This is a genomic window from Xanthomonas theicola, assembly GCF_014236795.1.
Classification (GTDB): domain Bacteria; phylum Pseudomonadota; class Gammaproteobacteria; order Xanthomonadales; family Xanthomonadaceae; genus Xanthomonas_A; species Xanthomonas_A theicola.
This window is the reverse complement of the sequence record NZ_CP049017.1, coordinates 2,634,320-2,657,925: the sequence shown is the minus strand read 5'-3', so window position 1 is coordinate 2,657,925 and position 23,606 is coordinate 2,634,320. Positions and strand designations below refer to the sequence as shown.

Genomic DNA, 23,606 nt, shown 5'->3' with positions numbered 1-23,606 from the left:
ATCGTTGACCCGTCTCATCCAGCAGTTGCTGGAACGCGGGCTGGTGGTCGAATCCGGGCGTGTTCATGCCGGCCAGCGCGGGCAGCCGGCGCAGCTGGTGCAGCTCAATCCGCGCGGTGCGTTCGCGGCGGGCATCGCGCTGCAAAGCGAATACCTGGAAGGCTGCATCGTGGACATGGAAGGTGGCCTGTGCGCCAGCACCGCGATTCCACTGGAATCGCTCGCCCCGGAACACGTCGGGCCGCTGGCCGCGCGGATGCTGGCCGAATTGATCGCCACTGCGGGCATTGATACCGCCAAGCTGGTCGGCGTGGGCGTGTCGATGCCGGGCATGGCGTTGGGTGCCTACGGTTCCGGCACGCGACCGGAGGGCAACAACGACTTGCCGGACGAGTTCGAGGACTGGAAGCCGCTCGACCTGAAAGCCTTTTTCAGCGAGGCATTGGGCATGACCTGTTGGCTGGAGAACAGCTCGAAGGCCGTGGCCTTGGCGGAAATGTATTACGGCGAAGGCCGCCGGTTGGGCAACTTCGCCGTCGTCCATATCGCCTACGGTTTCGGCGGCGGCCTGATCCTCAACCGCCGCCCGTACCGCGGTGCACGTGGCCGCGCCGGCGAGTTCGGCGGCATGTTCCCGTATGCCGGCGTGCGTCCGGCAGGCCGCGATTTGCTGCTGTACCTGGGCGAGCGCATGGCGAACCCGCCGCAGCATGTGCGCGACATCGTGATCGACGAGATTCCCGACCATCTCATCCACGGCTGGGCCGAGCGGGTCTATCCCTGCGTGCATGACCTGTGCAAGTTCCTCGCCGTGGTACTCGACCTAGAGGCCATCGTTTTCCACGGCCTGATTCCCGACAAACTGACGCATCGGCTGGTGGAATTGGCACGACAGCGCGTTCCTTCGTCGTTGCCGCACGAGTTCGCCATGCCGGACGTGATCGTGTCCGGGTTGTCGGCATCGAGCTTGAGCATCGGCGCGGCGAGTTTGCCGATGCACTTCACCACCGCTGCGGCACCTTGATTCGGGAAGCGAGATGGCAATGGAGTTGCGGCATCTTCGCTGTTTCATGGCGGTAGCAGAAGAACTCCATTTCGCCCGCGCAGCAGAGAGACTGCACATCGAACAATCGCCCTTGTCGCGGGCGATCAAGGAACTGGAAGAAGACTTGGGCGTTCGGCTGTTCATCCGCAATTCGCGCAGCACGCGCCTGTCGCGTGCCGGGCAGGTTTTCAAGGAGCATGTGCCGCGCATCTTCACCGCCTTGCAGCAGGCGCGCGAGGGTGCAAAAGCGGTTGCCGCCGGCTATGACGGCCAACTGCGCATCGCCCTGTCCGACGGCATCACGCCGCCCCGCCTGAGCACCTTTCTGGCGAAGTGCCGGGACGATGATCCCGAAGTCGGGATTCATCTGGCCGAGATACCGCTGTCGCAGCAAATCGCGGGGCTGCGCGAAGACCTCTACGATGCCGGATTTGCACAGTCCGATGATGTGGGCGACGGCCTGCTGGCAGTGCCTGCATGGCATGACCCGCTGGTCGTGGCGGTGCCAGCCAAGCATCCGCTGCTGACCCACAAGCGCATCCCGCTGGAAGAAGTCCTGCGCTATCCCTTGGCGATGGGCGACCCACACGTTTGCGAGGGCTATTGCCGCCAGATCGCACGGGTGCTTCGAACCGTGGACGTGGAGCCGCTGGTGGCCGAAGAAGTCGCTTCGCTCGACCTGATGCTGACCTTGGTTTCCGCCGGCTATGCCTTGGCGCTGGTCGGGGCATCGCAGATCGCCGCCTGCCGTTCTCCCGACGTGACCAGCCGCCCGTTGGCGGGCATGTCGCCCGTCCTAACGACCTACCTGCTACGGGCCGACACGGAGCCTTCCGAACCGCTGGCGCGCTTCATCGAACGCGCCATTTCTAACGCTGCCGACCCGCGCCGCTGATTCCCTTTCCGATATGCGCAGCACTGCGGCGCTGGCGCAGCAAGGCGCGTTGCTGCGTAGCTGGCACGCCACCAAGCCAGTCGTGATGCGGCTTCGCGCATTTCAGCGGCACGGTGCCGTATTCGGCGCGTGCCGCGCCAACCCCATGTGCAGACCGGCTTTCCTCGCGGCGAGGTGCCGCGACCTTTTATCTGGCCTTCCACCGCTGCATGCCTGCCGGCACGCAACGGTGAGCGGCAGCGGCGCTGCCGCCGCCTTGCGCTGGACATGGGGAAGGCTGCGGCCATGCCCGCGAGATGAGCGGTACGCTTCCCATCCAACCGCCATGTTTTGCGCACGAGTTCGTGCGCAAAACATGGCGGAACCCGTGCAGTCCAAATGCAGGCGCAATGCCACGCCGATGGCCGCCCGCCGTGCAACCGATTGGTACGCTCATGGCGGCAAGATCAGAAAACGTTGCGGCGGCTCCTGATGCAGTTCCGCCGTCAAGGCGCGGTTCTCCGCCGTGCCACGCGCCACCAGTCCGGCCAGCACGTCCAGCGAGCCAACGCGATGCGTTTGTGCCAGATGTTGAAAGCGCCGAATTTCGTCCGCCGTGCAGGCGCGGTATGCGTCCCGCAACAGGCCGTTGACCTGCAACAGCCGCAGGTTTTCCGGGTGGATCAGCGCCAGCAGGGTTTCCACTTTGCTGACCTTTTCCTGCAAGTGCTGCAAGGCATCCGCTTCGGTCTGCACGCCGTACCGTTTCCACGCCGGTTCGTAGTGGAACAGCCGGTTGCGGAAGTCGCGTAGCGTGGCGACCAGATCACGGGCATGGGCCAGCACGACGCTGGCCTGATGCGCCGGCCAAGGCCCCCGGAATACCGCCGATAGGTGTTTGGGCCAGATCAACCCGCGCCCCATGAATTCGGCATCCAGCAGGAACTCCCAGGTCGAAAACTCCGTCTTCGCCAGCACGCCGGCATGACTCGGCGTGATGTGCCCGCGCACGCGATGGCGGCTGCGCACTTCGGCAATGTATTTGCGCGTGGCCTTGATGAAGTTGTCATGCACAGCCTGCACCGCATGGGGCGGCACGACACCTGCCGTATGGGAGCGGTGGCGCAGCCGCGCGCCCGACCACCAGAAGGTGCCAAGATCAGCCGTCAGGGCTTGGTCGATGGCGTTGCGCAAGGTGATTTCCGCCATGCCGATCAGCGGATACAACGCGCCGCAGACGTGCGCGTTCCAGAGGTACACGCCCATCAGTTCCACGTCGTTGGCCGGGTGGAAGACGCTCTGGTAGCTGTTGATGCGCTCGTTGCTGATGAGCGAGTCGATCAGCACGGGCCGATAGTGCAAAGTCTGGGGCATACAGTTGGGGAACCTTCGGTGTCCCGGCCCGCCAGCGGTCGGGGTTGACGCTGACGGGCGGATGTGCAGTAGAATAGCGACAAGGTTGGTGATGGCTTCCAATGGGCGCAAGCCTAAGACCCATCATGTAAGACCTGATTTCACCCCGGCCTAGAGCCGGGGATTTCATTTCCAGGGTCGGAAATGTCACGCCGCCGCTGCGGCGCTTTCCTGACCGGCTGGCCGCTTCCCCAAGACCACCGCCTTACGCCGGTTCGCCACGACTTCCGCAGCTTCCCGTACCGGCTTGTCTTCGGTGTGGACGTAGCGCATGAACATCGCCACGGTCTTGTGTGCGGTCAGTGCTATGCCGACTTTGACCGGAATGCCCGAGTTCGCAATGTCGGTCGCCGAGCGATGGCGGATGCCGTGCGTGCCGACGTGTGCCGCGCCTGCGGCTTTGAGTACCCGGCACCAGCCGCCGTAATACTCGCCCTCGGTCAGATGCCGTTTCGGACGGCGCGGGGACGGCAGCACGTAGGGGCTGTCCTTCTGCCGTGGCGCGGTTGAGAGCAGCCGGTAGGCTTCCTCGCTCATGGGCTTGGACATGCCGCCGGTCTTGCTGTCCGGCCACACCACGCGCCGGTTCTCCAGATCGACCCATTTCCATTCGAGCGTGATGATTTCCGAACGACGGCCCGCGAACTCGAACTGGAGCCGAATCGCCAGCGGGATGACGTAGTTCTCCAACCCCTCGGCTTCGATCTTGTCGAGCTGTCGGAACAGCTTGCCCATGTCCTCGTCGCTGATGAGGTGAGTGGATTTACCTGCCGGATAGGTCGGCACATGCCGGCAGGGATTACTGCCGTCGGGCCGAAAGCCCCACACCTCGGCCAAGTTGAACATCTTCCGCAAGATGCTGAACACCTTGTTGGCTTCGGTCGGCTTGTACGCGAGTTTTTCCATCACGCCCACCACATCGGGGCGCTTTACGTCCTGTACCTTCTTGCGCCCAAGCAGCGGGATAATGCAGCGGTCGATCACACCCTGATAGCCTTCCTGCGTACTGGGCTTGTTGCGCTTGCTGGAATAGTCGGCCATGAACTTCTTGCACAGTTCTTCGACCGTGGGGGCTTTGCGTGCCTCGGACTTGGCTGCGCCGGGGTCGCCGCCGCGACGTACTTGCGCCAGCCATTCCTGCGCCAGCGAGCGGGCCTGTTCGACAGTCAGTTCCCCGTACTGGCCCAAGGCCGGCTTGCGCCGCTCGCCCGCGTTCGTGCGGTACTGGAGCATGAACACCTTGCGACCCGCCGGGGTAATCTTGCACAGGAAGCCGGGCACCAGCGTATCCCGCAGTTCGACGGCCTGCGCTTGAGGTTGCGCCGCATCGACGGCGGACTTGGTGAGTTTGATCTTTGCCATGATGACTCCTCGGAAAGACCCGATTCCCAAGGGTCTGATGGGAGCCATCAGCGGGAAAGCCGGGTCAAGTTTCGGAAAGCACCGACATAGGTTGAACTCGCCTAACCCTTTGATAAAACTGACATATCGGGTGGTGGCGTAGTCCAGCGAAGTGCGATGCTGGAGTCATCGTGAAACGAAAAAGCCGCGCAGATGCGCGGCTTTTTCGTTGCAGAACCGGGAACCCGCTTTTGCGAATCCCCAATCCCGACTCCCCAATCCCGGCCCCATCAGAACTTGGCGTCGAACTCCGCCGCATACCCGGTGTTGACGATCAGCTTCTGCAGCGCATCGCTGACCTTGATGTTGCCGGCCACGATCTGGAACTGCGGGGCGCCGCGGTCGTCGATGCGGCCCGGGGTGGCGCCCTTGAAGTCGGTGATGCGGCCGCCGGCCTCGCGCACCAGCAGCATGCCGGCGGCGATGTCCCAGGCCTTCACGCCGGCCTCGAAGTAGGCATCGGTGCGGCCGCAGGCCACGTAGGCCAGGTCCAGCGCGGCCGAGCCGGTGCGGCGGATGTCCTCGGCCTGCACCATCAGCGCGTCCACGCACTTGAGCTGGGCGCTGGTGCGCTTGCGTTCGCGCGGGGCGAAGCCGGTATTGATCATCGCCCCGTTCAGTTCCTTGCGCTCGCCGACCCGGATGCGGCGGTCGTTGAGCACCGCGCCGTTGCCGCGGCTGGCGGTGAACAGCTCGTTGCGCAGCGGATCGAAGATCACCGCGTCGATCGGCTCGCCGTTCTCGACCAGGGCGATCGACACGCAGTAGTGCGGGAAGCCGCGCAGGTAGTTGCTGGTGCCGTCGAGCGGGTCGATCACCCACATGTAGCGGCCGCCGCCCTGCACGCCGCTCTCCTCGCCCATCACCCCGTAGTCGGGATAGGCGCGGCGCAGTTCCTTGACGATCACCTTCTCCGCGTCGGCATCGACGTCGCTGGCGTAGTCCATGCGGTCCTTCTGCACCACGTTCAGCGCTTCCAGCCGGTTGATATGGCGCAAAAGCACATTGCCGGCGAGGCGGGCGGCCTTGACCATGACGGTGACGGCGGGTTTTTGCATGGCAACGGCTCCCGGCAGGGCGGAGAAGGATCTGGCGGAGGAAAAGAGCAGTCCGGCGCGAAGGCCGGCCGCACAGTTTACCATCTACGCCCCGTTCGCTCCGCCTCTACTCTTCGCCATGACCGTTTCCGCCCGCATCCGCTTCGTCCTGGTCGGTACCCAGCATCCCGGCAACATCGGCGCCGCGGCGCGGGCGATGAAGACCATGGGCCTGGCGCGGCTGGTGCTGGTGGCGCCGGAGCGCGCGCTGGACGAGGACGCCTACCGGCGTTCGGCCGGCGCCGAGGACCTGCTGCAGCAGGCGCCGCTGCTGGCCACGCTGGCCGCGGCGGTGGCCGACTGCCGGCTGGTGCTCGGCTGCACCGCGCGCAGCCGGCGGGTGTCGCTGGAGGAGCTGCTGCCGGCCGACGGCGCGCGGCGCCTGGCCGCCGCCGCCGCAGAGCCGGCCGAGGTGGCGCTGGTGTTCGGGCGCGAGCGCACCGGCCTGACCAACGAGGAACTGCAACTGTGCCACGCGGCGGTGCACATTCCGTCCGATCCGGCATTCGGTTCGCTCAACCTGGCCGCGGCGGTGCAGGTGCTGGCGTACGAACTGCGCCTGGCGCAGCTGCGCGGCGCCAGGCCGGCCGCGGCGCCGGAACCGGGCTTGCGCGAGGCGGCGGCCAGCCACGCGCAGCTGGAAGGCCTGTTCGGGCAATTGGCCGACACCCTGGACGACATCGATTTCCACAAGGGCCGCGCGCCCGATTCGGCGATGCGCAAGCTGCGCCGGCTGTTCCTGCGCAATGCGCTGAGCGAACAGGAAGTGCGGCTGTTGCGCGGCATCCTGTCCGATGCGCAGCGCATGGCGCGGCTGGCCGGGCAGGCGTGCCGCTAGTGTGAGGTCTCGAAATAAGGTTAAGAACTTATCCGTAAATTATTAAACTTCTGATCCGAGCCGCAGAGAACGCGGCGGCGGATCGGGACCATGGCCAAGCGCGTCGAATCGTGGGTCGTGACCGATGACTTCTGGGAACGGGGAGGATTGCGCCATGCGCGTGCCTTCTTCCACGCGCTCATGCAGCAAGCGATTGATCCGTTGGGAAAAATTTTGGGGAAACCTGAGCTACAGGTTCCGCCACTTCCCTTTCTTCTTCTTTTGTTCGATCGGCGGCTCGGAGGCTTTCCTGGCGCTGCTTTCCGCAGGCAATTGCTCTGCGTGGGTAAGCAGGTCGGCGATGAGTCCACGGTCTGGCTTGATATCGCTCAGATCCCTGCCGCCCGCGTCTGCAAACGTGCCGTCGATCACCCTGTGAGCCAACACTTCGATTCCAGTCAGCACGTGGTCGCCGCAGGAATAACCGTCCTGTTGTTGCGCGATGGGCGTTCCCATGACGTAGGTATCGATGCCCATGGCCCGGGCCGCCTTCTTGGCCAATTTGTACTGAGCTGTATTGGTAGCGTCTTCGGCTTGCTCGGGATTTATCGAGGAATCGTAGTGGAAGGCATCGTCGGTACGCCGGTCGATGACGAGCAGCGACCAATGGGATTCTGGATTATTGATCGGCAGGAACACGATGGGCGGGGTATCGCGTCCAGCGAGACGGCGCAGCGCAGTTTTCTCCTGTGTTCTGTCCCCGAACATCAGCATTGCGATTATCACAGGGTCGGCAAAGTTGAGTAGCTCGGCATTGGGCTGTCCTTCCAATCGGTGGGCGAGGAGTTGGGTGTAGGCGAGCATATGTTCGTCCCCCAGCCAGGAAGTGGCCGTCAGTCCCTGAAGTCCGGCGCCTTCAGTGGACTGGGGCGTGGGCATATTGTCCACATCAATCCTGCCTGGGCTCATGGCAGGCGTGAGCGACTGCTCCACAGGTGCCTGCGTGGCATAATCGCTATAGGGGCGCCACGGCTGCTCGACTTCCTGGGGGGTATCGAGTTGGAATTCGCCACGGTAATAGGTACCCTGGTTCAGGGAAGAGAGTCCGCCGAAGGTCGAAGCCGGACTTTGAGGGGGATATAGCGGTGTGGAAGGCTCCCTTTCGTAATCGCTATAGGGGCGCCACGGCTGCTCGACTTCCTGGGGGGTATCGAGTTGGAATTCGCCACGGTAATAGGTACCCTGGTTCAGGGAAGAGAGTCCGCCGAAGGTCGAAGCCGGACTTTGAGGGGGATATAGCGGTGTGGAGGGCTCCCTTTCGTAGCCTTGGTAGCCCATGCCTCTCCATTGCGCGCTGACCCCCGAGAAGAATGACGGGGCCGGCAAATTTTCTTCCTGCTGGATAAACCGAGGGGGAGGGGGGGTGTTGGCGGGTGGGGCCGATTGCCGATAACGAAGTCTAAAATTGAAACGGATTGCCTCCTGCATGGATGCGTCGGCTCTCGAAATAACTTCTTCGCCAAGAGCGGTAAGTTCGCCATTTCCTTCGTCGACTAATTTTTCAAGCATTCTTTGGGATAGCAGACTATCGGTTGCATCTTCGATGCTGAGCGTTTTGTTTTTGAGTTTGCTTGACATATCCAACAGCAAGTGTGGGCTTTGGTGAAGAGTTATAAGAGCTCCTTTCTTCAACATTGAGTTGAGGATAGGGGTGGAAGGGGAGGCGAAGGAGGTGGCTAGTTTGCGTTCTTTAATTGCCATCTCTACTGTTTCCATTTCGTGGCCTTGGTAGCCCATACCCGAGAAGAATGACGGGGCCGGCAAATTTTCTTCCTGCTGGATAAACCGAGGGGGAGGGGGGATGTTGGCGGGTGGGGCCGATTGCTGATAGCGAAGTCTAAAATTGGAACGGATTGCCGCCTGCATGGATGCGTCGGCTCTCGAAATAACTTCTTCGCCAAGAGCGGTAAGTTCGCCATTTTCTTCGTCGACTAATCTTTCAAGCATTCTTTGGGATAGCAGGCTATCGGTTGCATCTTCGATGCTGAGCGTTTTGTTTTTGAGTTTGCTTGATATATCCAACAGCAAGTGTGGGTTTTGGTGAAGAATTGTAATAACTCCTTTTTTTGACATTGAGTTGAGGATAGGGGTGGCGGGGGAGGCGGAGGAGATGGCTAGTCTGCGTTCTTTAATTGCCGTCTCTACTATTTGCATCTCTCCGGCAGTGGAGGATTCAAATAGTTTACGCCCTCTTTTGGTATATCCACCTGCCCTGTTCAGGTAGTGGAAAAATTTGAAATCGGCTTGCCTGTCGATTGAATTCACTTCTCCTGCTGCATATTGCGGGATCAGTTGCATGATTGTTTCGATCAGGCTTCTGTCTGAGTGGGGCCTATTCTCTGCAGCAGCTGCTAACTCAGCTGCCTCAGCAGTAGCAACTGCTGCTTCATCTGCCTCAGCGGCAGCTGCTTGTGCTTTGGCATTATCAAGTCTAATTTTTAGACTATTCATTGCTGCTTCTTGATCTTTTTCGTTGGTCAGGAGGTTTTTGATTCGTCTTTCTATTTGATATGTAATTAAATCGATCTGGCTGGGGTTTAAATTTCTCAGCATGGTAGTGGCGGTCATTCTGCTGGAAAGGCCAAAAAATGAAAGGTGTGATTGGATGCGTGGAAATGTCAGTTTTAGATTTGAATATTCTTCGCCATCGCCATAGCGCTCAAGTATGCCGAATAATTCCGAGTAATCATAATTGGATTTCGATGTCGGTGCAGGAGCGCGCATCCGATTAACCGATGTATTGAAACGCCCTTGTGCGGCATTCATTGACGGGAGGTGTTCAAGCAGCGGATGCATGGAATAAGTATCGGCACTCCCGTGTTCTGCCCGGCGTGGGGAGTGATGTTCATTGCTCCCCTCATTCGTCATGTTATAGTATTGACTGTAATTGAATTCGAAAATTTTATCCATGCTCGCTATGCTGTATGTTTATGATTGGGGGTGCCAAGTATATGGATCTTTGCGCGGTTGTAATTTTTGATGGTGAAAATGTATTATGGAAAACGAAGCTATGCGCAATATGTCATGCCCACCATTTTTTGCTCAGGTCATGCGGTTAATGTGTGTGGGGGGGGGCTCGAACAACCCGGATTTTGCCCATTTGATCTGATCAAACCGGGGCACGCGATCGCTGGATGGAGCCAGCGGCGCTGCGGGGGACCCAATGAGAGTGGTTTCAAGCGTGGGGTGCGGTCCATCGACCGGCCTTGCCGCTCATGCCGGCACGGTCCCTTGGTCCTGCAGACGCGCCAGTGGCATCAGATCGCCGGTTCGCCGGCCGCGGCCGAAGCCGCTGCTGCATTGCACTGCGGCGCCTGCCCGGGCCGACTGCGGCTACAGCGCGCGCTTGCCGGTGTCGCCGGGGATCTCGCGCACCAGCGTCGGCAGCAGATACCCGGACAGCCGCGCGGCCAGGGCCCGGTGCAGCGCGCGCGCGGTCGCGTCGTCCACTTCGAAATGGGCCACGCCCTCGACCCGGTCCAACTGGTGCAGGTAGTACGGCAGCACGCCGGCGGCGAAGCTGCGCTCGCTCAGCGCGGTCAGCGCCTCGACGCTGTCGTTGACCCCGCGCAGCAGCACCGCCTGGTTCAGCAGCTGCGCGCCGGCGTCGCGCAGCTGCGCTAGCGCGGCATCGACGCTGGGGTCGAATTCGTTGGCGTGGTTGGCATGGATCACGAACGCCAGTGGCCACGGCAGGCCGCGCAGCCAGGCCAGCAGCGGCGCGTCGACGCGCTCGGGCAGCACCACCGGCAGCCGGCTGTGGATGCGCAGGCGCTTGAGCTGCGGCATCGCCGCCAGCGCATCGGTCAGCTCGGCCAGCTTGGGCGTGGCCAGCGACAGTGGGTCGCCGCCGGACAGGATCACTTCGTCGATGCTGGGATCGGCGGCGATCGCCGCCAGCGGCGCGCGCCAGCCGTCGCGCGCCGCGGTTTCCTCGGCATACGGGAAGTGGCGGCGGAAGCAGTAGCGGCAGTGCACCGCGCAGCTGCCGGTGGCGACCAGCAGCGCGCGGCCGCGGTATTTCTGGATCACCCCGTCGGCCTTCTTGGCCGCGGCGTCGCCGACCGCGTCCAGCGCGAAGCCCGGCACCCGGTGCAGTTCGGCGTCGATCGGCAGCACCTGGCGCAGCAGCGGGTCGTGCGGGTCGCCATGGCGCATGCGCGCCACGAAGCCGTGCGGCACGCGCAGTGCGAACTGCGTCGCAGCCTGTTCGGAGACGCCGAGCGCCTGCGGGTCCAGCCCGAGCAGCGCCAGCAACGCGCGCGGGTCGCGCACGGCGTCGCGCCACAGCTGCTGCCAGCGCGGCGGCGCCGGCGTGGCGGGGGACGGGGACGGCTGCATCGGGCGGGGGCCTGCGGTTATCATAGGCGGTCATAAAACGAGCGCCCGCCGGTGTTGGCGGGCTTTCCATTCTATCCGGCCGGCCGCCGAACGCGGCGGGTTTGCCTTCCCCGAGGAGTTTCAGATGGCCAGCTACGGCATGAACGACGTCAAGAACGGGATGAAGATCCTGGTCAACAGCGAGCCCGCGATCATCACCGATACCGAATACGTCAAGCCGGGCAAGGGCCAGGCCTTCACCCGCATCAAGTACCGCTTCATCAAGTCCGGGCGCGTGGTCGAAATGACCATGAAGGCGACCGACAGCGTGGAAGCGGCCGACGTGGTCGACACCAACATGCAGTACCTGTACACCGACGGCGAGTACTGGCACTTCATGCAGCAGGAGACCTTCGAGCAGGTGCAGGCCGACAAGGCCGGCGTCGGCGACGCCGCCAAGTGGATCAAGGGCGAGGAGGACTGCGTGGTGACGCTGTGGAACGGTACTCCGATCCAGGTCACCCCGCCCAACTTCGTCGAACTGAAGATCGTCGAGACCGATCCGGGCGTGCGCGGCGACACCTCCGGCGGCGGTGGCAAGCCGGCCACGCTGGAAACCGGCGCGGTGGTGCGGGTGCCGCTGTTCGTCGGCCAGGACGAGGTGATCAAGGTCGATACCCGCTCGGGCGAGTACTTCTCGCGCGTCAAGTAAGCCGACGCGCCGCGGCCGCGGCCATCCCGGCGGCGGCCGTGCGCCAGCGCCCGGGTGCGCCGGCCGGCCGATGCAATGCCGCAACGCCGCGTGGCGATGCCGACCGACCCCGCCTCAGGAATTGTTCGCGACGATGAGCCACGCCGATACCGCCGACGCCGAATACCCGCGACCGGATCGTGTTCTTCAGCGCTGCGGTCTTCGCCATCGCCATCGCCTTGCTGGCAGCGCAGATCGAGCTGCCGGTGCATGTCCAGGTCGAGGCCGCAGGCAGAATCGTGCGCGCGCTGCAGCGGATGCTGTCGTCGTTCATCGGCTTGGCGGTGAGCTTCCCGGTCACGCCGCCGTTCTGGAAATCGCACCTGCAGCCGTGCCGGCACATCCGCCAGTTCGACGGGCGCAGGCGCGGACGATGACGCTGCGCGTGGCGATCGCGCCGATCGTGTTCGTGCTGTGCATCCCGCTGCCCCTGGTCGTGCCGGTGCTGGGGCGGCGGGGCTTCGCGGCGCTGTTCGTGCTGCCGTGGGTGGCGATGCGCGTCTACCGGCGGCGCATCGGCCAGGCCCAGGCGGCGTCTTGATCCTTCCTTTTCCAGAGCATTTGCGATGACCTCCTTCTCCGAATCCTGCGACCTGCTGATCGAAGCCGGCTACGTGGTCCCGATCGAGCCGCATGCGCTGGTGCTGGAAGACCACGCGGTGGCGGTGCGCGGCAGCGAGATCGTCGCGGTGCTGCCGGCCGCCGAGGCGCGCGCGCGCTTCGCCGCTGCGCGCACCGTGTCGCGCCCGGATGCGGCGCTGCTGCCGGGTCTGGTCAACGCGCACACCCACAATCCGATGACGCTGCTGCGCGGCATCGCCGACGACCTGCCGCTGATGGTGTGGCTGCAGCAGCACATCTGGCCGGTGGAGACCGCGGTGATCGGCCCGGAGTTCGTCGCCGACGGCACCGCGCTGGCGATCGCCGAGATGCTGCGCGGCGGCACCACCTGCGCCAACGAGAACTACTTCTTCTCCGACGTGCAGGCCGCGGTGTACAAGCAGCACGGTTTCCGCGCCCGGGTGGGCACGGTGATCATCGATTTCCCGACCGCCTGGGCCAAGACCTCCGACGAGTACTTCGCGCGCGCCTGCGAGGTGCACGACCAGTGGCGCGACGATCCGCTGATCAGCATCGCCTTCGCCCCGCATGCGCCGTACACGGTCAACGACGCCAACTTCGAGCGCGTGCGCATGCTGTCCGACCAGCTCGACGTGCCGGTGCACCTGCACACCCACGAGACCGCGCAGGAGATCGCCGATTCGATCAAGCTGCACGGCCAGCGCCCGCTGGCGCGGCTGGACCGGCTGGGGCTGGTCAACGACCGCCTGATCGCGGTGCACATGACCCAGCTCACCGACGCCGAGATCCACCTGTGCGCCGAGCGTGGGGTCAGCGTGGTGCATTGCCCCGAATCCAACCTCAAGCTCGCCTCCGGCTTCTGCCCGGCCTGCGCGTTGCAGCGCGCGGGGGTGAACCTGGCGATCGGCACCGACGGCTGCGCCAGCAACAACGACCTGGACATGTTCAGCGAGAACCGCACCGCGGCGATCCTGGCCAAGGCGGTGGCCAACGACGCCACCGCGCTGGACGCGGCCAGCACGCTGCGCGCGGCCACTCTGGGTGGCGCGCGCGCGCTGGGTTTCGGCGAGAAGATCGGCTCGATCGAGGTCGGCAAGCAGGCCGACCTGATCTGCGTGGACCTGTCCGCGCTGGAGACCCAGCCGTTGCACAACGTGCTGTCGCAGCTGGTCTATGCGACCGGCCGGCAGCAGGTCGGCGATGTATGGATCGCCGGCCAGCGCAAGCTCGAGCAGCGCATGCTGGTGGACATGGATGCCGACGCGCTGGTCGCCAACGCGCGGCAATGGCGCGAGCGCATCCGCAGCGTGCACGCCTGACCCGTCCTCCCGCCGCGCCGCTGCCAGCGCGCGGCCCAACCGAGATGCCGCCATGACCGCTTCCGCACCCAATCCATCCGCCAACTTCGATCAGGCCGAACTGGACAAGTTCGGCGCGCTGGCCACCCGCTGGTGGGACGCCGACGGCCCGCAGAAGCCGCTGCACGCGCTGAACCCGGTGCGCCTGCGCTACGTCGCCGACCGCGTGCCGCTGCGCGGCGCCAGCGTGCTCGACGTGGGCTGCGGCGGCGGCCTGCTCAGCGAGGCGCTGGCCAAGGAGGGCGCGCAGGTCACCGCGATCGACCTGTCGCCGGAGCTGGTCAAGGTGGCGCGGCTGCACCAGTTCGAATCCGGCGTGGAGGTCGACTACCGCGTGCAGCCGGTCGAGGACCTGGCCGCCGAGCGCCCGGGCAGCTTCGACGCGATCACCTGCATGGAGATGCTCGAGCACGTGCCCGATCCGGCGGCGATCGTGCGCGCCTGCGCGACCCTGCTCAAGCCCGGCGGCCAGTTGTTCCTGTCCACGCTCAACCGCACCCCGGTCGCGTTCGCGCTGGCCATCGTCGGCGCCGAGTACGTGGCGCGGCTGCTGGCCACCGGCACCCACCGCTACCAGGATTTCATCAAGCCGGCCGAGCTGGCGGCCTGGCTGCGCCAGGCCGAGCTACAGCTGCACGACGTCAGCGGCATGGCCTACGAGCCGTGGCGCAACCGCGCGCGGCTGTCCACGCGCACCGACGTGAATTACCTTGCCTGCGCGGTGAAGCCGGGAAGCGGGAATGGGGAATAGGGAATCGTCGCAGCGCCTGCGCGACGGGTTCCCACGCGCGGTGCTGTTCGACCTGGACGGCACGCTGCTGGACAGCGCGCCGGACCTGCTGGCCGCGGCCAATGCGCTGCGCACCGAACATGGCGCGGCCGCGCTGAGCCTGGAGCAGTTGCGCCCGGTGGTGTCCAAGGGGACGCGCGCGATGCTGGGCGTCGCCTTTCCCGAAGTGCCGGCGGCGGCGCGCGAGGCGCTGATTCCCGCTTTCCTGCGCCACTACGAAACCCTGATCGGCCGCCATTCGCGCCCGTTCGACGGCATCGCGCCGCTGCTGCAGCGGTTGCAGGACGATGGCTGCGTCTGGGGCATCGTCACCAACAAGCCCGAATACCTGGCGCGGTTGATCCTGCCGCAGTTGCAATGGGCACGATGCTGCGCGGTGCTGATCGGCGGCGACACGCTGCCCGAGCGCAAGCCGCACCCGCTGCCGCTGCAGGTGGCGGCGCAGCGCCTGGGTCTGCGTCCCGAACAGATCGTCTACGTCGGCGACGACGAACGCGACATCCTGGCCGCGCGCGCCGCCGGCATGGCGTCGGTGGCGGTGTTGTGGGGTTATCGCCTGGACGGCGACGATCCGCTGGCCTGGCGCGCCGATGCGCTGGTCGCCGCACCCGCCGAGCTGCTCGACCCGGACGCCTGGCCTGGCGCGCCGCTGCGCTCCTGAACCGACCCAATCGCGCGATCGCATGAGCAGTCCCTCCGCCCTGGATGCCTTCCTCGACAAATGGCGCCGCCGCTGGCCGGAGTGGGCGGTGGCCGAGACGTTCGTGCCCGCGGCGCAGCGCGCGCGGACCGTGGCCTGGTTCGCGCTGCTGCAGGAATTCGACGACATCCTCAACATCGCCGGCGACCCGCTGCCGGCCGACGCCAAACTGGCGTGGTGGGGCGAGGAATTGCGCAACTGGGCCATGCAGCGCTCGCGGCATCCGCTGGGACGGGTGCTGGAGCCGGTCGCCGCACCGTGGGCGCAACTGGCCGAGGCCTTGCCGGGGTTGCTCGCCGCGCGCGCGTCCGCGGTCGATCCGGGGCAGGCCCATGCACAGTTGGAATCCTTCGCGCAGGTAGCGGCTGCGGTCGAGTGCGCGCTGTTCGATGCCACGCCGGTCGACGCCGCCACCCGTGCAGTGGCCACGCAGGTGCTGGCACAGCGGCTGGCCGAGGTCGGTGCCGCGGCGGTGCCGCTGTCGCTGCGCAGCGGCGACGATGCGCAGGCGCGGCAGCAGTGGGCGCAGGCCTTGCTGCAGCGCTGGCCGCGGCGCGTGCGCGGGCCGCGAGCGCGGCGCATCCTGTCCGCGCTGGCGCGTGCACGCATCGTGCGGCAGGCCACCATCCCTGCGCCGAAGCCGCCGACCGCGATGGCCACGCTGTGGCGCGCCTGGTGGGCCGGCCTGGGCTGAGCGTCGGCGCGGCGTGCGCCCGACGACGCGCCGCCGCCGCGGATGGCGCAGCGCCGGCATGGCGCCAGCGCTGCGGGGATCGACGAACGGCGACGCGCTTGGAGCGATCAGATCGGCGAATCTGGCAGCACGCTGCTGTAGGCCGGGAACGCATCGCTGCAGTCCAGCGGCTCGCCGGTTCCAGGCTGGCCCTGGATCTGCACGTCGTACTGTGTGGAAGGGGTCAGCCGGCTGGCGAAGCTGACGGGTCCGCCGGTGAAGCTGAAGTGGGTGGCTGCCGGATTCGCGTTGGGTCCGTCATAGTGCGGAGCGGCGAAGGAAATGGCGCCGCCCTCGAGCACGACATTGTCCATCGCGATCGTGATCGGGTAGGACACCTTCGCGTCCCGATAGCCATAGAAACTCAACTGGCCTGCGCCGAAATGGCGTGAGCCCAGCGAATGCACGTTGCGCAACGTGATGTTGTCGAAATGCGGATACGCGGTGCTGGGCTCGGCATTCCCCGGCTTGCTGTAGAACGCGTCGAATACCAGCGGACGCGCCACGTTACGCATGCAGATGTTCTCGAAGCTGATGTCGGAGACCTGCCCGCCGCGGGTGCGGTCGGACTTGATGCGCAGACCGTTGCCGGACGCAGGATCCTTGATCGCGTCGCTGGCGTTGAACCCGTCGATGCTCAGGTTCTGCACCACGATGTGGTGCATGCCGGAGTCGGTTTCGCTGCCCATCGACATGCCATGGCCGTAATAGAAGTGGTTGTTGACGAATGCCATGTTGCTCGACGGATTGCTGGCCTTGGTGCTGGCATGCGCCTTGATGGCGACGTTGTCGTCGCCGGTGCTGATGTAGGAATCCGCCAGCAGTACGTTCCTGGACTGGCCGGGGTTGAAGCCATCGGTATTCTTGACGGTTGCCGGGGTGAAGCAGGTGGCGGGAGTCAGCACATCCGGCGTGGTGCCGGCCGGGCACTTGTAACCTGGCCGGGTGTAGACCAGGCTCGGGCTGAGGATCTTGATGCCCCAGGCGGTCACGCCGACGACGTTGTCGGTGACCACGTGGAAATTGGGCGAGTTCTCCAGGGTCACGGCATAGAGGGTGAAATCGTTGCTGTTGTCGATCTGCAGCATGCGCGGCGCATGCTGGACCAGCCCTTGGCTCACGTTCTGATAGGCCACGTCCCACCAGCTGCGCTTGCCGGCGTTGGGGCCGGCCGTCAGCACACTGCCGCCGCGCCCGTCGATCTTGCCGTCGCCGACGATGCCGCTGCCGCTGATGGCCTTGCCGTAGATCAGTGGTTTGCAGGATTTTTTCTTGTCGGTGTCTGCGATTCCGCAACTGCCGACGCCGTTATCGTAGTCGTGCGGATTGCGCGAGGCGAACAGCGTGGCGCCCTGATCAATCCAGAGGGTCACCCCGCTCTTGAGGGTCAGCGGGCCGGTGAGGAAACCGGATTCGCCATTGGCGCCGACGACCAGCTTCACTGCACTGCCGGCAGGGCAGTCGGTGATGGCATCCTGGATGCGCAGCGTATCCGTTGCCGAGTACGCCGGATTCGCGTCGAGGCTGTCGAGCGAACCGTTGACCGGCCGCAGCGTCGCCGATAGCTTCATGCATACATTTTGCGGCAGCGTTGGTTTGGCCATCGTCCCCCAGGCGGTGCTGACGCAGGTTGGAGCGTCTCGCTGGGCAAGCGGCTGCCGCGGCGCGGCGTTGGCCTGGAGCGAGGCGATCACCAGCAGCGGTAGGCCGAATTTGAGACAGGGCAAGGGAGTTGTCGTCGTCATGGAATGCTTCTGTTGGGTTGGAAAGGGGAATGGCGCGTGTGCGCAGCGGATGCGTCCGTTCGATGATGCACAGCGGCACCGTTTCGACCGGCGGCGATGCTGGTGGGGACCGGTTCAATTGGTGCTGCCTGCGCCGCTGTTGGAATACTCGTAGAGGCGGTTGGCTGAGTATTTGCAACCGGCGCTGCAATAAGGGCGCATGGTGGTGGACGACGCGGCCCACGGCGCATTCTTGCGAATATGCGCGCCGAGCGTCGAATTGCGGATTGTCACCTGACCGTTCGGCGATGTGCCGTTGACATAATCGGAGAGGCTGGCGACACCCTGGTCCCAGGCCCGGCCCAGATAGACCGAATTGCCGGCGACATCGCCGATCGCGTCGAAGATGCTGTCGGTGGCGAGAAAGCCGTAGATGCTGTCGGGCTTGGTGCTGGGCGCGAAAATATAGCCGCTGCGGCGGCTGCTCAGGCGGTTGGCGTCGTAGCGGATGGTGCTATGGGAAAACACCGCGATGCCGGAGCCGAAGATGAAATCGGTATCGCCCTGTACCAGACTGTCCTTGAAGTACGCACGGATCAGCGACGGCGCCGCGGTGGCGCTGACCATCAGGGTGTCCTGGTTGCCCAGCACCGCCACATTCTCGAAAAGCGCCTTGTCGCCGCGCACGGCCAAGGCGACCGCCGACTGATTGTGGCTAGCATAAGTATCCTCCACATAGTCGTTGGCGACGGTCAGGTTGCGTGCCTGGAACGCATCCGCGCGCACCGTGACCGTGGCGCTGTTGGAGGTGCCGGTCACAGCCGCAGCGGCGTTGCTGGCGCATGGGTGGGTGGGTGTGCCGACCAGCTTGGGCGTCGGATTGGCATTGTTGAAGACGATCAGCGTATCGCTGCGAGTGTTGCCAAGGCCGAATAGCGTGATCGGCGGCGCGGTCGAAGGAATGCACAGCAGTTCCCTGTAAGTCCCTGGCGCGACGCTGATGTAGCGGCGCATCGTACCGCCGTCCGCCACGGCTCTGTTCACTGCGGCCTGCACGCTCTTGAACGGCGCCGAGCCATCGGCGGCGACGCGATAGTCGGCGCTCAGCAGGGCCACCCCCGCGCTTGGATCCCAGTTGTCGCTGCTCAACGCGGCTAGCCTGCCGGCCTTGCCAGGTAGCAGGTCGCTGGAATACTTGTTTCCGGGGTGAATGTCGACACTTTCTTTGCCAAAAATGACGCACATCAAATGAAGGATCAATGACTCACATTGCAAATGGGGTGGCTTTCGAGGTCTGTCAACCGGTATTTCAGCGGTCAGATAGGAGTCGGCGGTGTAGATCCGGGCGTCGGCGGTACTCAATTGCGGTCGGGCGGCAGTGCCGTTCAGGACCTGAGCGTCGCAATTGGAGATGCACAAGACGGTCAGCAATGCGGATACGTGCAGCGAGACGGGAAAATGCATGCGAATTCTGTCTTGTCCGAAAAGGAATGGTGGTCGAGGCCAAGGTGAGGAGTCTTTTGATGCCGCGCTCGGCAGTTCCATCGCGAATGTCGTCAAATTCCTATCATGGCGGCTGTTGTTTTTTATCGGCTTGCGATTTTGCGAAAAAACGTTGCGTGATGCGAAATTCAAGTTTTTTTATGTTTTTGGCGTCGCCGGTTGTGGTATTTTGCGGCCGCTTTCGGCGATGGCGTATACGTAGCAAATGCGAGAGCGGCGATCTTTTTTTTTTATTTGGATCATTCGTCTATCCTTTCAGACGCAGCGGCGCCTTGATTGCGCGCAGGCTCACGTTCTCCGTGTGCGGCGCTCGTGCATTGGCTCGCATGCCCTCGGCAGCGCCTGCATGGCGGTCGGTTGCCGCGCAGCGCGATGGCGGCGCGGCGACACATCGGTTCGTTGGTTGTGCGCATGTCGGCGGATGTTGTCTGCCTCAGTCCGGGATCAGGAAATTACCCAGTGGCTTGCGCGGCGCAGCGTCCCCTAGCGTGGGCGTATCCGTCTGGTCCTTCAGTTGCACGCCGGACAGTTGCCGCCGGCATGCCTCGCGCATCAGCCAGGCCAGCTTGTGCGCGGCCTGCGCGTAGCTCAGGCCCGCCTCGCGCACGTTGGAGATGCAGTTGCGGCAGGCGTCGCTGAGGCCCACGCGCGGGGCGTAGGTGAAGTAAAGGCCGAGGCTGTCCTGCGAACTGAGGCCGGGGCGCTCGCCGATCAGCACCACGCTCATGCGCGCGCGCAGCAGTTCGCCGATCGCGTCGCCGATCGCCACGCGTCCCTGTTCGACCAGCGCCACCGGCGCCAGCGTCCAGCCTTCGGCCGCGGCCAGCGCATCGATGCGTTCGAGCATCGGTGCGGCGTGGCGGTGCACCGCCAGCGCCGACAGCCCGTCGGCCACCACCAGCGCCAGGTCGCAGCCGCGGCGCCGCATCGCGACGTGGCCGGGCAGTTCGCCGGTCGCGTCCTCGCTCAGCCGGCGGCCCAGATCGGGGCGCTGCAGGTAGATGTGGCGATCTGCCGCGGCGCTGCGCAGGGTGAGGTGATCGCGGCCGCGCGCGTGCAGCGCCGCGGCCAGCGGCGCCGGATCGAAACGCAGGTGCACCGCGTCGCGCGCCTGCGCGTGCGCGAACTGGAAGTCCAGCTGCGCCGCTGTCGGCAGGCTGGTGCCGGTGCGGCCCAGGGCGATGCGCGCCGGGGTCAGCCGGCGCAGCGCGGCCCGAGAGGCGGCACGGGAAGGGCGTTCGGCGTCGTCGTGCATGGGCGCGGCCCGCTCAGCGCAGTTGCGCCAGCGCGCGCGCGAACGCGGCCGGCGGCGCGTGGCCGAGGCGGAAACGGCCGTTGTCCAGGTGCAGGATGTCCAGCCGCTCCAGCCACTGCTCGAACTCCGGCGCTGGGCGCAGGCCCAGCGCCTGGCGCGCGTACAGCGCGTCATGGAACGAGGTGCTCTGGTAGTTGAGCATCACGTCGTCGGAGTCGGGGATGCCCATGATGAAGTTGACCCCGGCGGTGCCGAGCAGGGTCAGCAGCACGTCCATGTCGTCCTGGTCGGCCTCGGCGTGGTTGGTGTAGCAGATGTCGCAGCCCATCGGCACGCCGAGCAGCTTGCCGCAGAAGTGGTCTTCCAGCCCGGCGCGGATGATCTGCTTGCCGTCGTACAGGTATTCGGGGCCGATGAAGCCGACCACGGTGTTGACCAGCAGCGGTCTGAAGCGGCGCGCCACCGCGTAGGCGCGCACCTCGCAGGTCTGCTGGTCCACGCCGTGGTGCGCGTCGGCCGACAGCGCGCTGCCCTGGCCGGTCTCGAAGTACATCACGTTGTCGCCGACGTTGCCGCGCTTGAGGCTCAGCCCGGCCTCGTAGCCTTCCTGCAGCAGCGCCAGGTCGATGCCGAAGCTGGCGTTGGCCTTCTGCGTACCGGCGATGGATTGGAACACCAGGTCCAGCGGCATGCCGCGTTCGATCGCCTCGATCGAGGTGGTGACGTGGGTCAGCACGCAGGCCTGGGTCGGGATCTGGTAGCCGGCGATCACCGCGTCGAGCATCTTCAGTAATTCGCAGAGGATCTGGGTGTTGTCGCTGGCCGGGTTGATCCCGATCACCGCATCGCCATTGGCGTACAGCAGCCCGTCGAGCACGCTGGCGGCGATGCCGGCCAGGTCGTCGCTGGGATGGTTGGGCTGCAGGCGGGTGGACAGCCGCCCGCGCAGCCCCAGCGTGTTGCGGAACGCGGTGACCACGCGGATCTTCTGCGCCACCAGCACCAGGTCCTGGATGCGCATCAGCTTGGACACCGCCGCCGCCATTTCCGGGGTCAGCCCCGGCGCCAGGGCGGCCAGCGCCGCCGCGTCGGCATCCTCGCCGAGCAGCCAATCGCGCAAGCCGCCGACGGTCAGGTGCGCCACCGGCGCGAACGCGGTGGCGTCGTGGCTGTCCACGATCAGCCGCGTCACCTCGTCGTCCTCGTAGAGAATCACCGCTTCGTCGAGGAAGTGCCGCAGCGGCAGGTCGGCCAGCGCCATCTGCGCCGCGATCCGCTGCGGCCCGCTGGCCGCGGCCAGCCCGGCCAGACGGTCGCCCGAGCGCGCCGGCGTGGCCTTGGCCAGCAGGTCCTTGAGGTCGTCGAAGCGCCAGGTCTGGCCGCCGACGCTGTGTGCGAAACCGCTCATGCCGGGTCCTCCCGCCGGCGCCCGCGCGGCGCCGGCGCCGGCGCCGTGTCGTCGATCATGCCTGACCGCTGGCTTCGGCGGCGACAATGCCGCCGTTGCCGCGCAGGCTGAGTACGCAGCAGCCCGCGCCGAGCAGCATCAGGCCCAGGAACAGCAGCGCAGCAGCGCGTTGAACCACACCATCGCCGCCAGGCACAGCAGCGCCAGCAGCAGCGCCAGCGCCGGCACCAGCGGATAACCCGGCGCGCGGTGGCTGCGCGGCAGTTGCGGCTCGGCGCGGCGCAGCTTGAACAGGCTGAGCATGCTCATGATGTACATGACGATCGCGCCGAACACCGACATGGTGATCATCGCCGCGGTCAGCGACATGCCCTGCACCTGCACCAGCCCGTCGCTGTAGATCGCCGCCACCCCGACCACGCCGCCGGCCAGGATCGCCCGGTGCGGGGTGCGCAAGCGCGACAGCCTGGCCAGGCCGTGCGGCAGGAAGCCGGCGCGCGCCAGCGCGAAGAACTGCCGCGAGTAGCCGAGGATGATGCCGTGGAAGCTGGCCACCAGGCCGAACAGGCCGATCCACACCAGCATGTGCAGCCAGGTCGAGTCGTTGCCGACCACTGCCTTCATCGCCTGCGGCAGCGGATCGTTGATGTTGGACAGGGTGCGCCAGTCGCCGACGCCGCCGGCCAGGATCATCACCCCGAACGCCAGCGTCGCCAGGGTCAGGATGCCGGCGATGTAGGCGCGCGGGATGGTGCGCCTGGGGTTCTTGGCCTCCTCGGCGGCCATCGCCGCGCCCTCGATGGCCAGGAAGAACCAGATCGCGAACGGGATCGCGGCGACGATGCCGCCGATCGCCGCCAGGCTGAACGTGTCCGACCCGGCCCAGCCGCCGCGCACGAAGTTGGCCACGCTGAAGCCCGGCCCGACCACGCCCATGAACACCAGCAGCTCGAGCACCGCCAGCACGGTGACGATCAGCTCGAAGGTGGCGGCGATGCCGACGCCGAGAATGTTCAAGGTCATGAAGATGGCATAGGCGCCGACCGCGGCCAACCGCGGGTCCAGCGCCGGGAACTGCACGTTGAGGTAGGCGCCGATCGCCATCGCGATCGCCGGCGGCGCGAACAGGAACTCGATCAGCGTGGCGATGCCGGCGATCATCCCGCCGGCGGTGCCGAATGCGCGCAGGCTGTAGGCGAACGGGCCGCCGGCGTTGGGGATGGCGGTGGTCAGTTCGGTGAAGCTGAAGATGAAGCAGGTGTACATCACCGCCACCAGCACGGTGGTGACCAGGAAGCCGAGCGTGCCGGCGGCGCCCCAGCCATAGCTCCAGCCGAAGTATTCGCCGGAAATCACCAGGCCCACGGCGATGCCCCACAGGTGCAGGGTGCCGAGGCTGGGCTTGAGCGTGTCGATCCTCATTGCGCACATCTCCTAGGCGGGGGGAGGGAGAACGAACGCCGCGCCCCGGGCGGCCGCGGTTGCTGCGCGCGCGGTGTGCGCGGCCTTTTCCTGGCGCGGCCGCCTGCGTGGCGCGGGCAGGGGCGGCGCGGCAGGCGGCGCACGCGCCTGTCGCCCCCTGTTTATACCGCAAAGCAGCACGCGCACGGACGCCTGATGCGCCGCCGCCGGATTGGACATGTCCGCCGCATCGGCTTGCGTTTTGGTCTGCGACGCAACGTGGGGGGGGGGGGGGGGGGGGGGGGGCGCATGTCCCTGCGGCCTCGTCGCGGTCGAAACCGTTCCCGCAGGCGTCGGACGCGTGGCGCCATAGG

Annotated in this window: 20 protein-coding genes and 1 pseudogene; 11 read left to right on the top strand and 10 right to left on the bottom strand. The window is 65.5% G+C overall.

Annotation, left to right across the window (positions count from 1 at the left end; translation table 11 throughout):
• The first annotated feature begins 97 nt into the window (after positions 1-97).
• The gene (locus G4Q83_RS12475) at positions 98-1,024 is read left to right on the top strand and encodes an ROK family protein (RefSeq protein WP_246432083.1); all 927 of its coding nucleotides are present in this window, start codon (positions 98-100) and stop codon (positions 1,022-1,024) included.
• 19 nt (positions 1,025-1,043) lie between these two features.
• Positions 1,044-1,940, top strand: a complete 897-nt coding sequence (locus G4Q83_RS12470) for a LysR family transcriptional regulator (RefSeq protein ID WP_128421409.1) — start codon at positions 1,044-1,046, stop codon at positions 1,938-1,940.
• Positions 1,941-2,372: 432 nt separating this feature from the next.
• Here the strand turns inward: G4Q83_RS12470 and G4Q83_RS12465 are convergent, their stop codons facing one another.
• The 3 genes from G4Q83_RS12465 to G4Q83_RS12455 form a co-directional block, all read right to left on the bottom strand.
• Positions 2,373-3,266 (bottom strand): hypothetical protein, encoded by an 894-nt coding sequence (locus G4Q83_RS12465; RefSeq protein ID WP_221893085.1) that lies wholly within the window; start codon positions 3,264-3,266, stop codon positions 2,373-2,375.
• Positions 3,267-3,479: 213 nt separating this feature from the next.
• Positions 3,480-4,694, bottom strand: a complete 1,215-nt coding sequence (locus G4Q83_RS12460; RefSeq protein ID WP_128421406.1) for a tyrosine-type recombinase/integrase — start codon at positions 4,692-4,694, stop codon at positions 3,480-3,482.
• 269 nt (positions 4,695-4,963) lie between these two features.
• A complete protein-coding gene (locus G4Q83_RS12455; protein ID WP_128421407.1) occupies positions 4,964-5,791 on the bottom strand; it encodes an inositol monophosphatase family protein in 828 nt (275 codons plus the stop codon).
• A gap of 118 nt (positions 5,792-5,909) precedes the next feature.
• Here G4Q83_RS12455 and G4Q83_RS12450 point away from each other — a divergent pair, with 118 nt between their 5' ends.
• Positions 5,910-6,668, top strand: a complete 759-nt coding sequence (locus G4Q83_RS12450) for an RNA methyltransferase (RefSeq protein WP_128421408.1) — start codon at positions 5,910-5,912, stop codon at positions 6,666-6,668.
• A 228-nt stretch (positions 6,669-6,896) separates the two neighbouring features.
• Here the strand turns inward: G4Q83_RS12450 and G4Q83_RS23360 are convergent, their stop codons facing one another.
• Together G4Q83_RS23360 and epmB are read right to left on the bottom strand one after the other, a co-directional pair.
• Complete coding sequence (locus G4Q83_RS23360) at positions 6,897-9,617, bottom strand: Ulp1 family isopeptidase (RefSeq protein WP_246432082.1); 2,721 nt, start codon at positions 9,615-9,617, stop codon at positions 6,897-6,899.
• 423 nt (positions 9,618-10,040) lie between these two features.
• Positions 10,041-11,072: an EF-P beta-lysylation protein EpmB gene (epmB, locus tag G4Q83_RS12440; RefSeq protein ID WP_128421931.1), complete on the bottom strand. Its 1,032-nt coding sequence runs from the start codon at positions 11,070-11,072 to the stop codon at positions 10,041-10,043.
• A 100-nt stretch (positions 11,073-11,172) separates the two neighbouring features.
• Between epmB and efp the strand changes: the two genes are divergently transcribed.
• The 7 genes from efp (at position 11,173) to G4Q83_RS12410 (ending at position 15,902) form a co-directional block, all read left to right on the top strand.
• Positions 11,173-11,739, top strand: coding sequence for an elongation factor P (efp, locus tag G4Q83_RS12435; RefSeq protein WP_128421430.1), 567 nt, complete (start codon positions 11,173-11,175; stop codon positions 11,737-11,739).
• A gap of 179 nt (positions 11,740-11,918) precedes the next feature.
• On the top strand, positions 11,919-12,155 hold the full coding sequence (locus tag G4Q83_RS23355; protein WP_246432081.1) for a TMEM175 family protein: 237 nt from the start codon (positions 11,919-11,921) through the stop codon (positions 12,153-12,155).
• Complete coding sequence (locus G4Q83_RS23350) at positions 12,152-12,319, top strand: hypothetical protein (protein ID WP_246432080.1); 168 nt, start codon at positions 12,152-12,154, stop codon at positions 12,317-12,319. The genes G4Q83_RS23355 and G4Q83_RS23350 overlap by 4 nt, the downstream gene beginning before the upstream one ends.
• Before the next feature lie 25 nt (positions 12,320-12,344).
• The gene (locus tag G4Q83_RS12425; protein WP_128421431.1) at positions 12,345-13,679 is read left to right on the top strand and encodes a TRZ/ATZ family hydrolase; all 1,335 of its coding nucleotides are present in this window, start codon (positions 12,345-12,347) and stop codon (positions 13,677-13,679) included.
• 52 nt (positions 13,680-13,731) lie between these two features.
• Positions 13,732-14,469: a bifunctional 2-polyprenyl-6-hydroxyphenol methylase/3-demethylubiquinol 3-O-methyltransferase UbiG gene (ubiG, locus tag G4Q83_RS12420; protein ID WP_128421432.1), complete on the top strand. Its 738-nt coding sequence runs from the start codon at positions 13,732-13,734 to the stop codon at positions 14,467-14,469.
• Positions 14,459-15,169 carry a phosphoglycolate phosphatase gene (locus G4Q83_RS12415; RefSeq protein ID WP_128421433.1) on the top strand — a complete coding sequence of 237 codons (711 nt, stop codon included), beginning with the start codon at positions 14,459-14,461 and terminating at the stop codon, positions 15,167-15,169. Before ubiG ends, G4Q83_RS12415 begins: the two co-directional genes overlap by 11 nt.
• A 22-nt stretch (positions 15,170-15,191) precedes the next feature.
• A complete protein-coding gene (locus G4Q83_RS12410) occupies positions 15,192-15,902 on the top strand; it encodes a squalene/phytoene synthase family protein (protein WP_128421434.1) in 711 nt (236 codons plus the stop codon).
• 107 nt (positions 15,903-16,009) lie between these two features.
• On the opposite strand, the gene G4Q83_RS12405 is transcribed toward G4Q83_RS12410, so the two are convergent.
• Together G4Q83_RS12405 and G4Q83_RS12400 are read right to left on the bottom strand one after the other, a co-directional pair.
• Positions 16,010-17,686 (bottom strand): glycoside hydrolase family 28 protein, encoded by a 1,677-nt coding sequence (locus G4Q83_RS12405; RefSeq protein ID WP_128421435.1) that lies wholly within the window; start codon positions 17,684-17,686, stop codon positions 16,010-16,012.
• Positions 17,687-17,800: 114 nt separating this feature from the next.
• Positions 17,801-19,129, bottom strand: coding sequence for a pectinesterase family protein (locus G4Q83_RS12400; RefSeq protein WP_246432079.1), 1,329 nt, complete (start codon positions 19,127-19,129; stop codon positions 17,801-17,803).
• Between G4Q83_RS12400 and G4Q83_RS12395 the strand changes: the two genes are divergently transcribed.
• Positions 19,128-19,370, top strand: a complete 243-nt coding sequence (locus tag G4Q83_RS12395) for a hypothetical protein (protein WP_128421436.1) — start codon at positions 19,128-19,130, stop codon at positions 19,368-19,370. The two genes, G4Q83_RS12400 and G4Q83_RS12395, sit on opposite strands and share 2 nt — an antisense overlap.
• Positions 19,371-19,601: 231 nt before the next feature.
• Here the strand turns inward: G4Q83_RS12395 and eutC are convergent, their stop codons facing one another.
• The 3 genes and pseudogenes from eutC to eat all read right to left on the bottom strand — a co-directional run bounded on the left by eutC (position 19,602) and on the right by eat (position 23,262).
• Positions 19,602-20,423 (bottom strand): ethanolamine ammonia-lyase subunit EutC, encoded by an 822-nt coding sequence (gene eutC, locus G4Q83_RS12390; RefSeq protein ID WP_128421437.1) that lies wholly within the window; start codon positions 20,421-20,423, stop codon positions 19,602-19,604.
• 13 nt (positions 20,424-20,436) lie between these two features.
• Positions 20,437-21,831, bottom strand: coding sequence for an ethanolamine ammonia-lyase subunit EutB (locus G4Q83_RS12385; protein WP_128421438.1), 1,395 nt, complete (start codon positions 21,829-21,831; stop codon positions 20,437-20,439).
• Positions 21,832-21,886: 55 nt separating this feature from the next.
• Positions 21,887-23,262 (bottom strand): annotated as a pseudogene (gene eat, locus G4Q83_RS12380) (ethanolamine permease).
• Positions 23,263-23,606 lie beyond the last annotated feature (344 nt).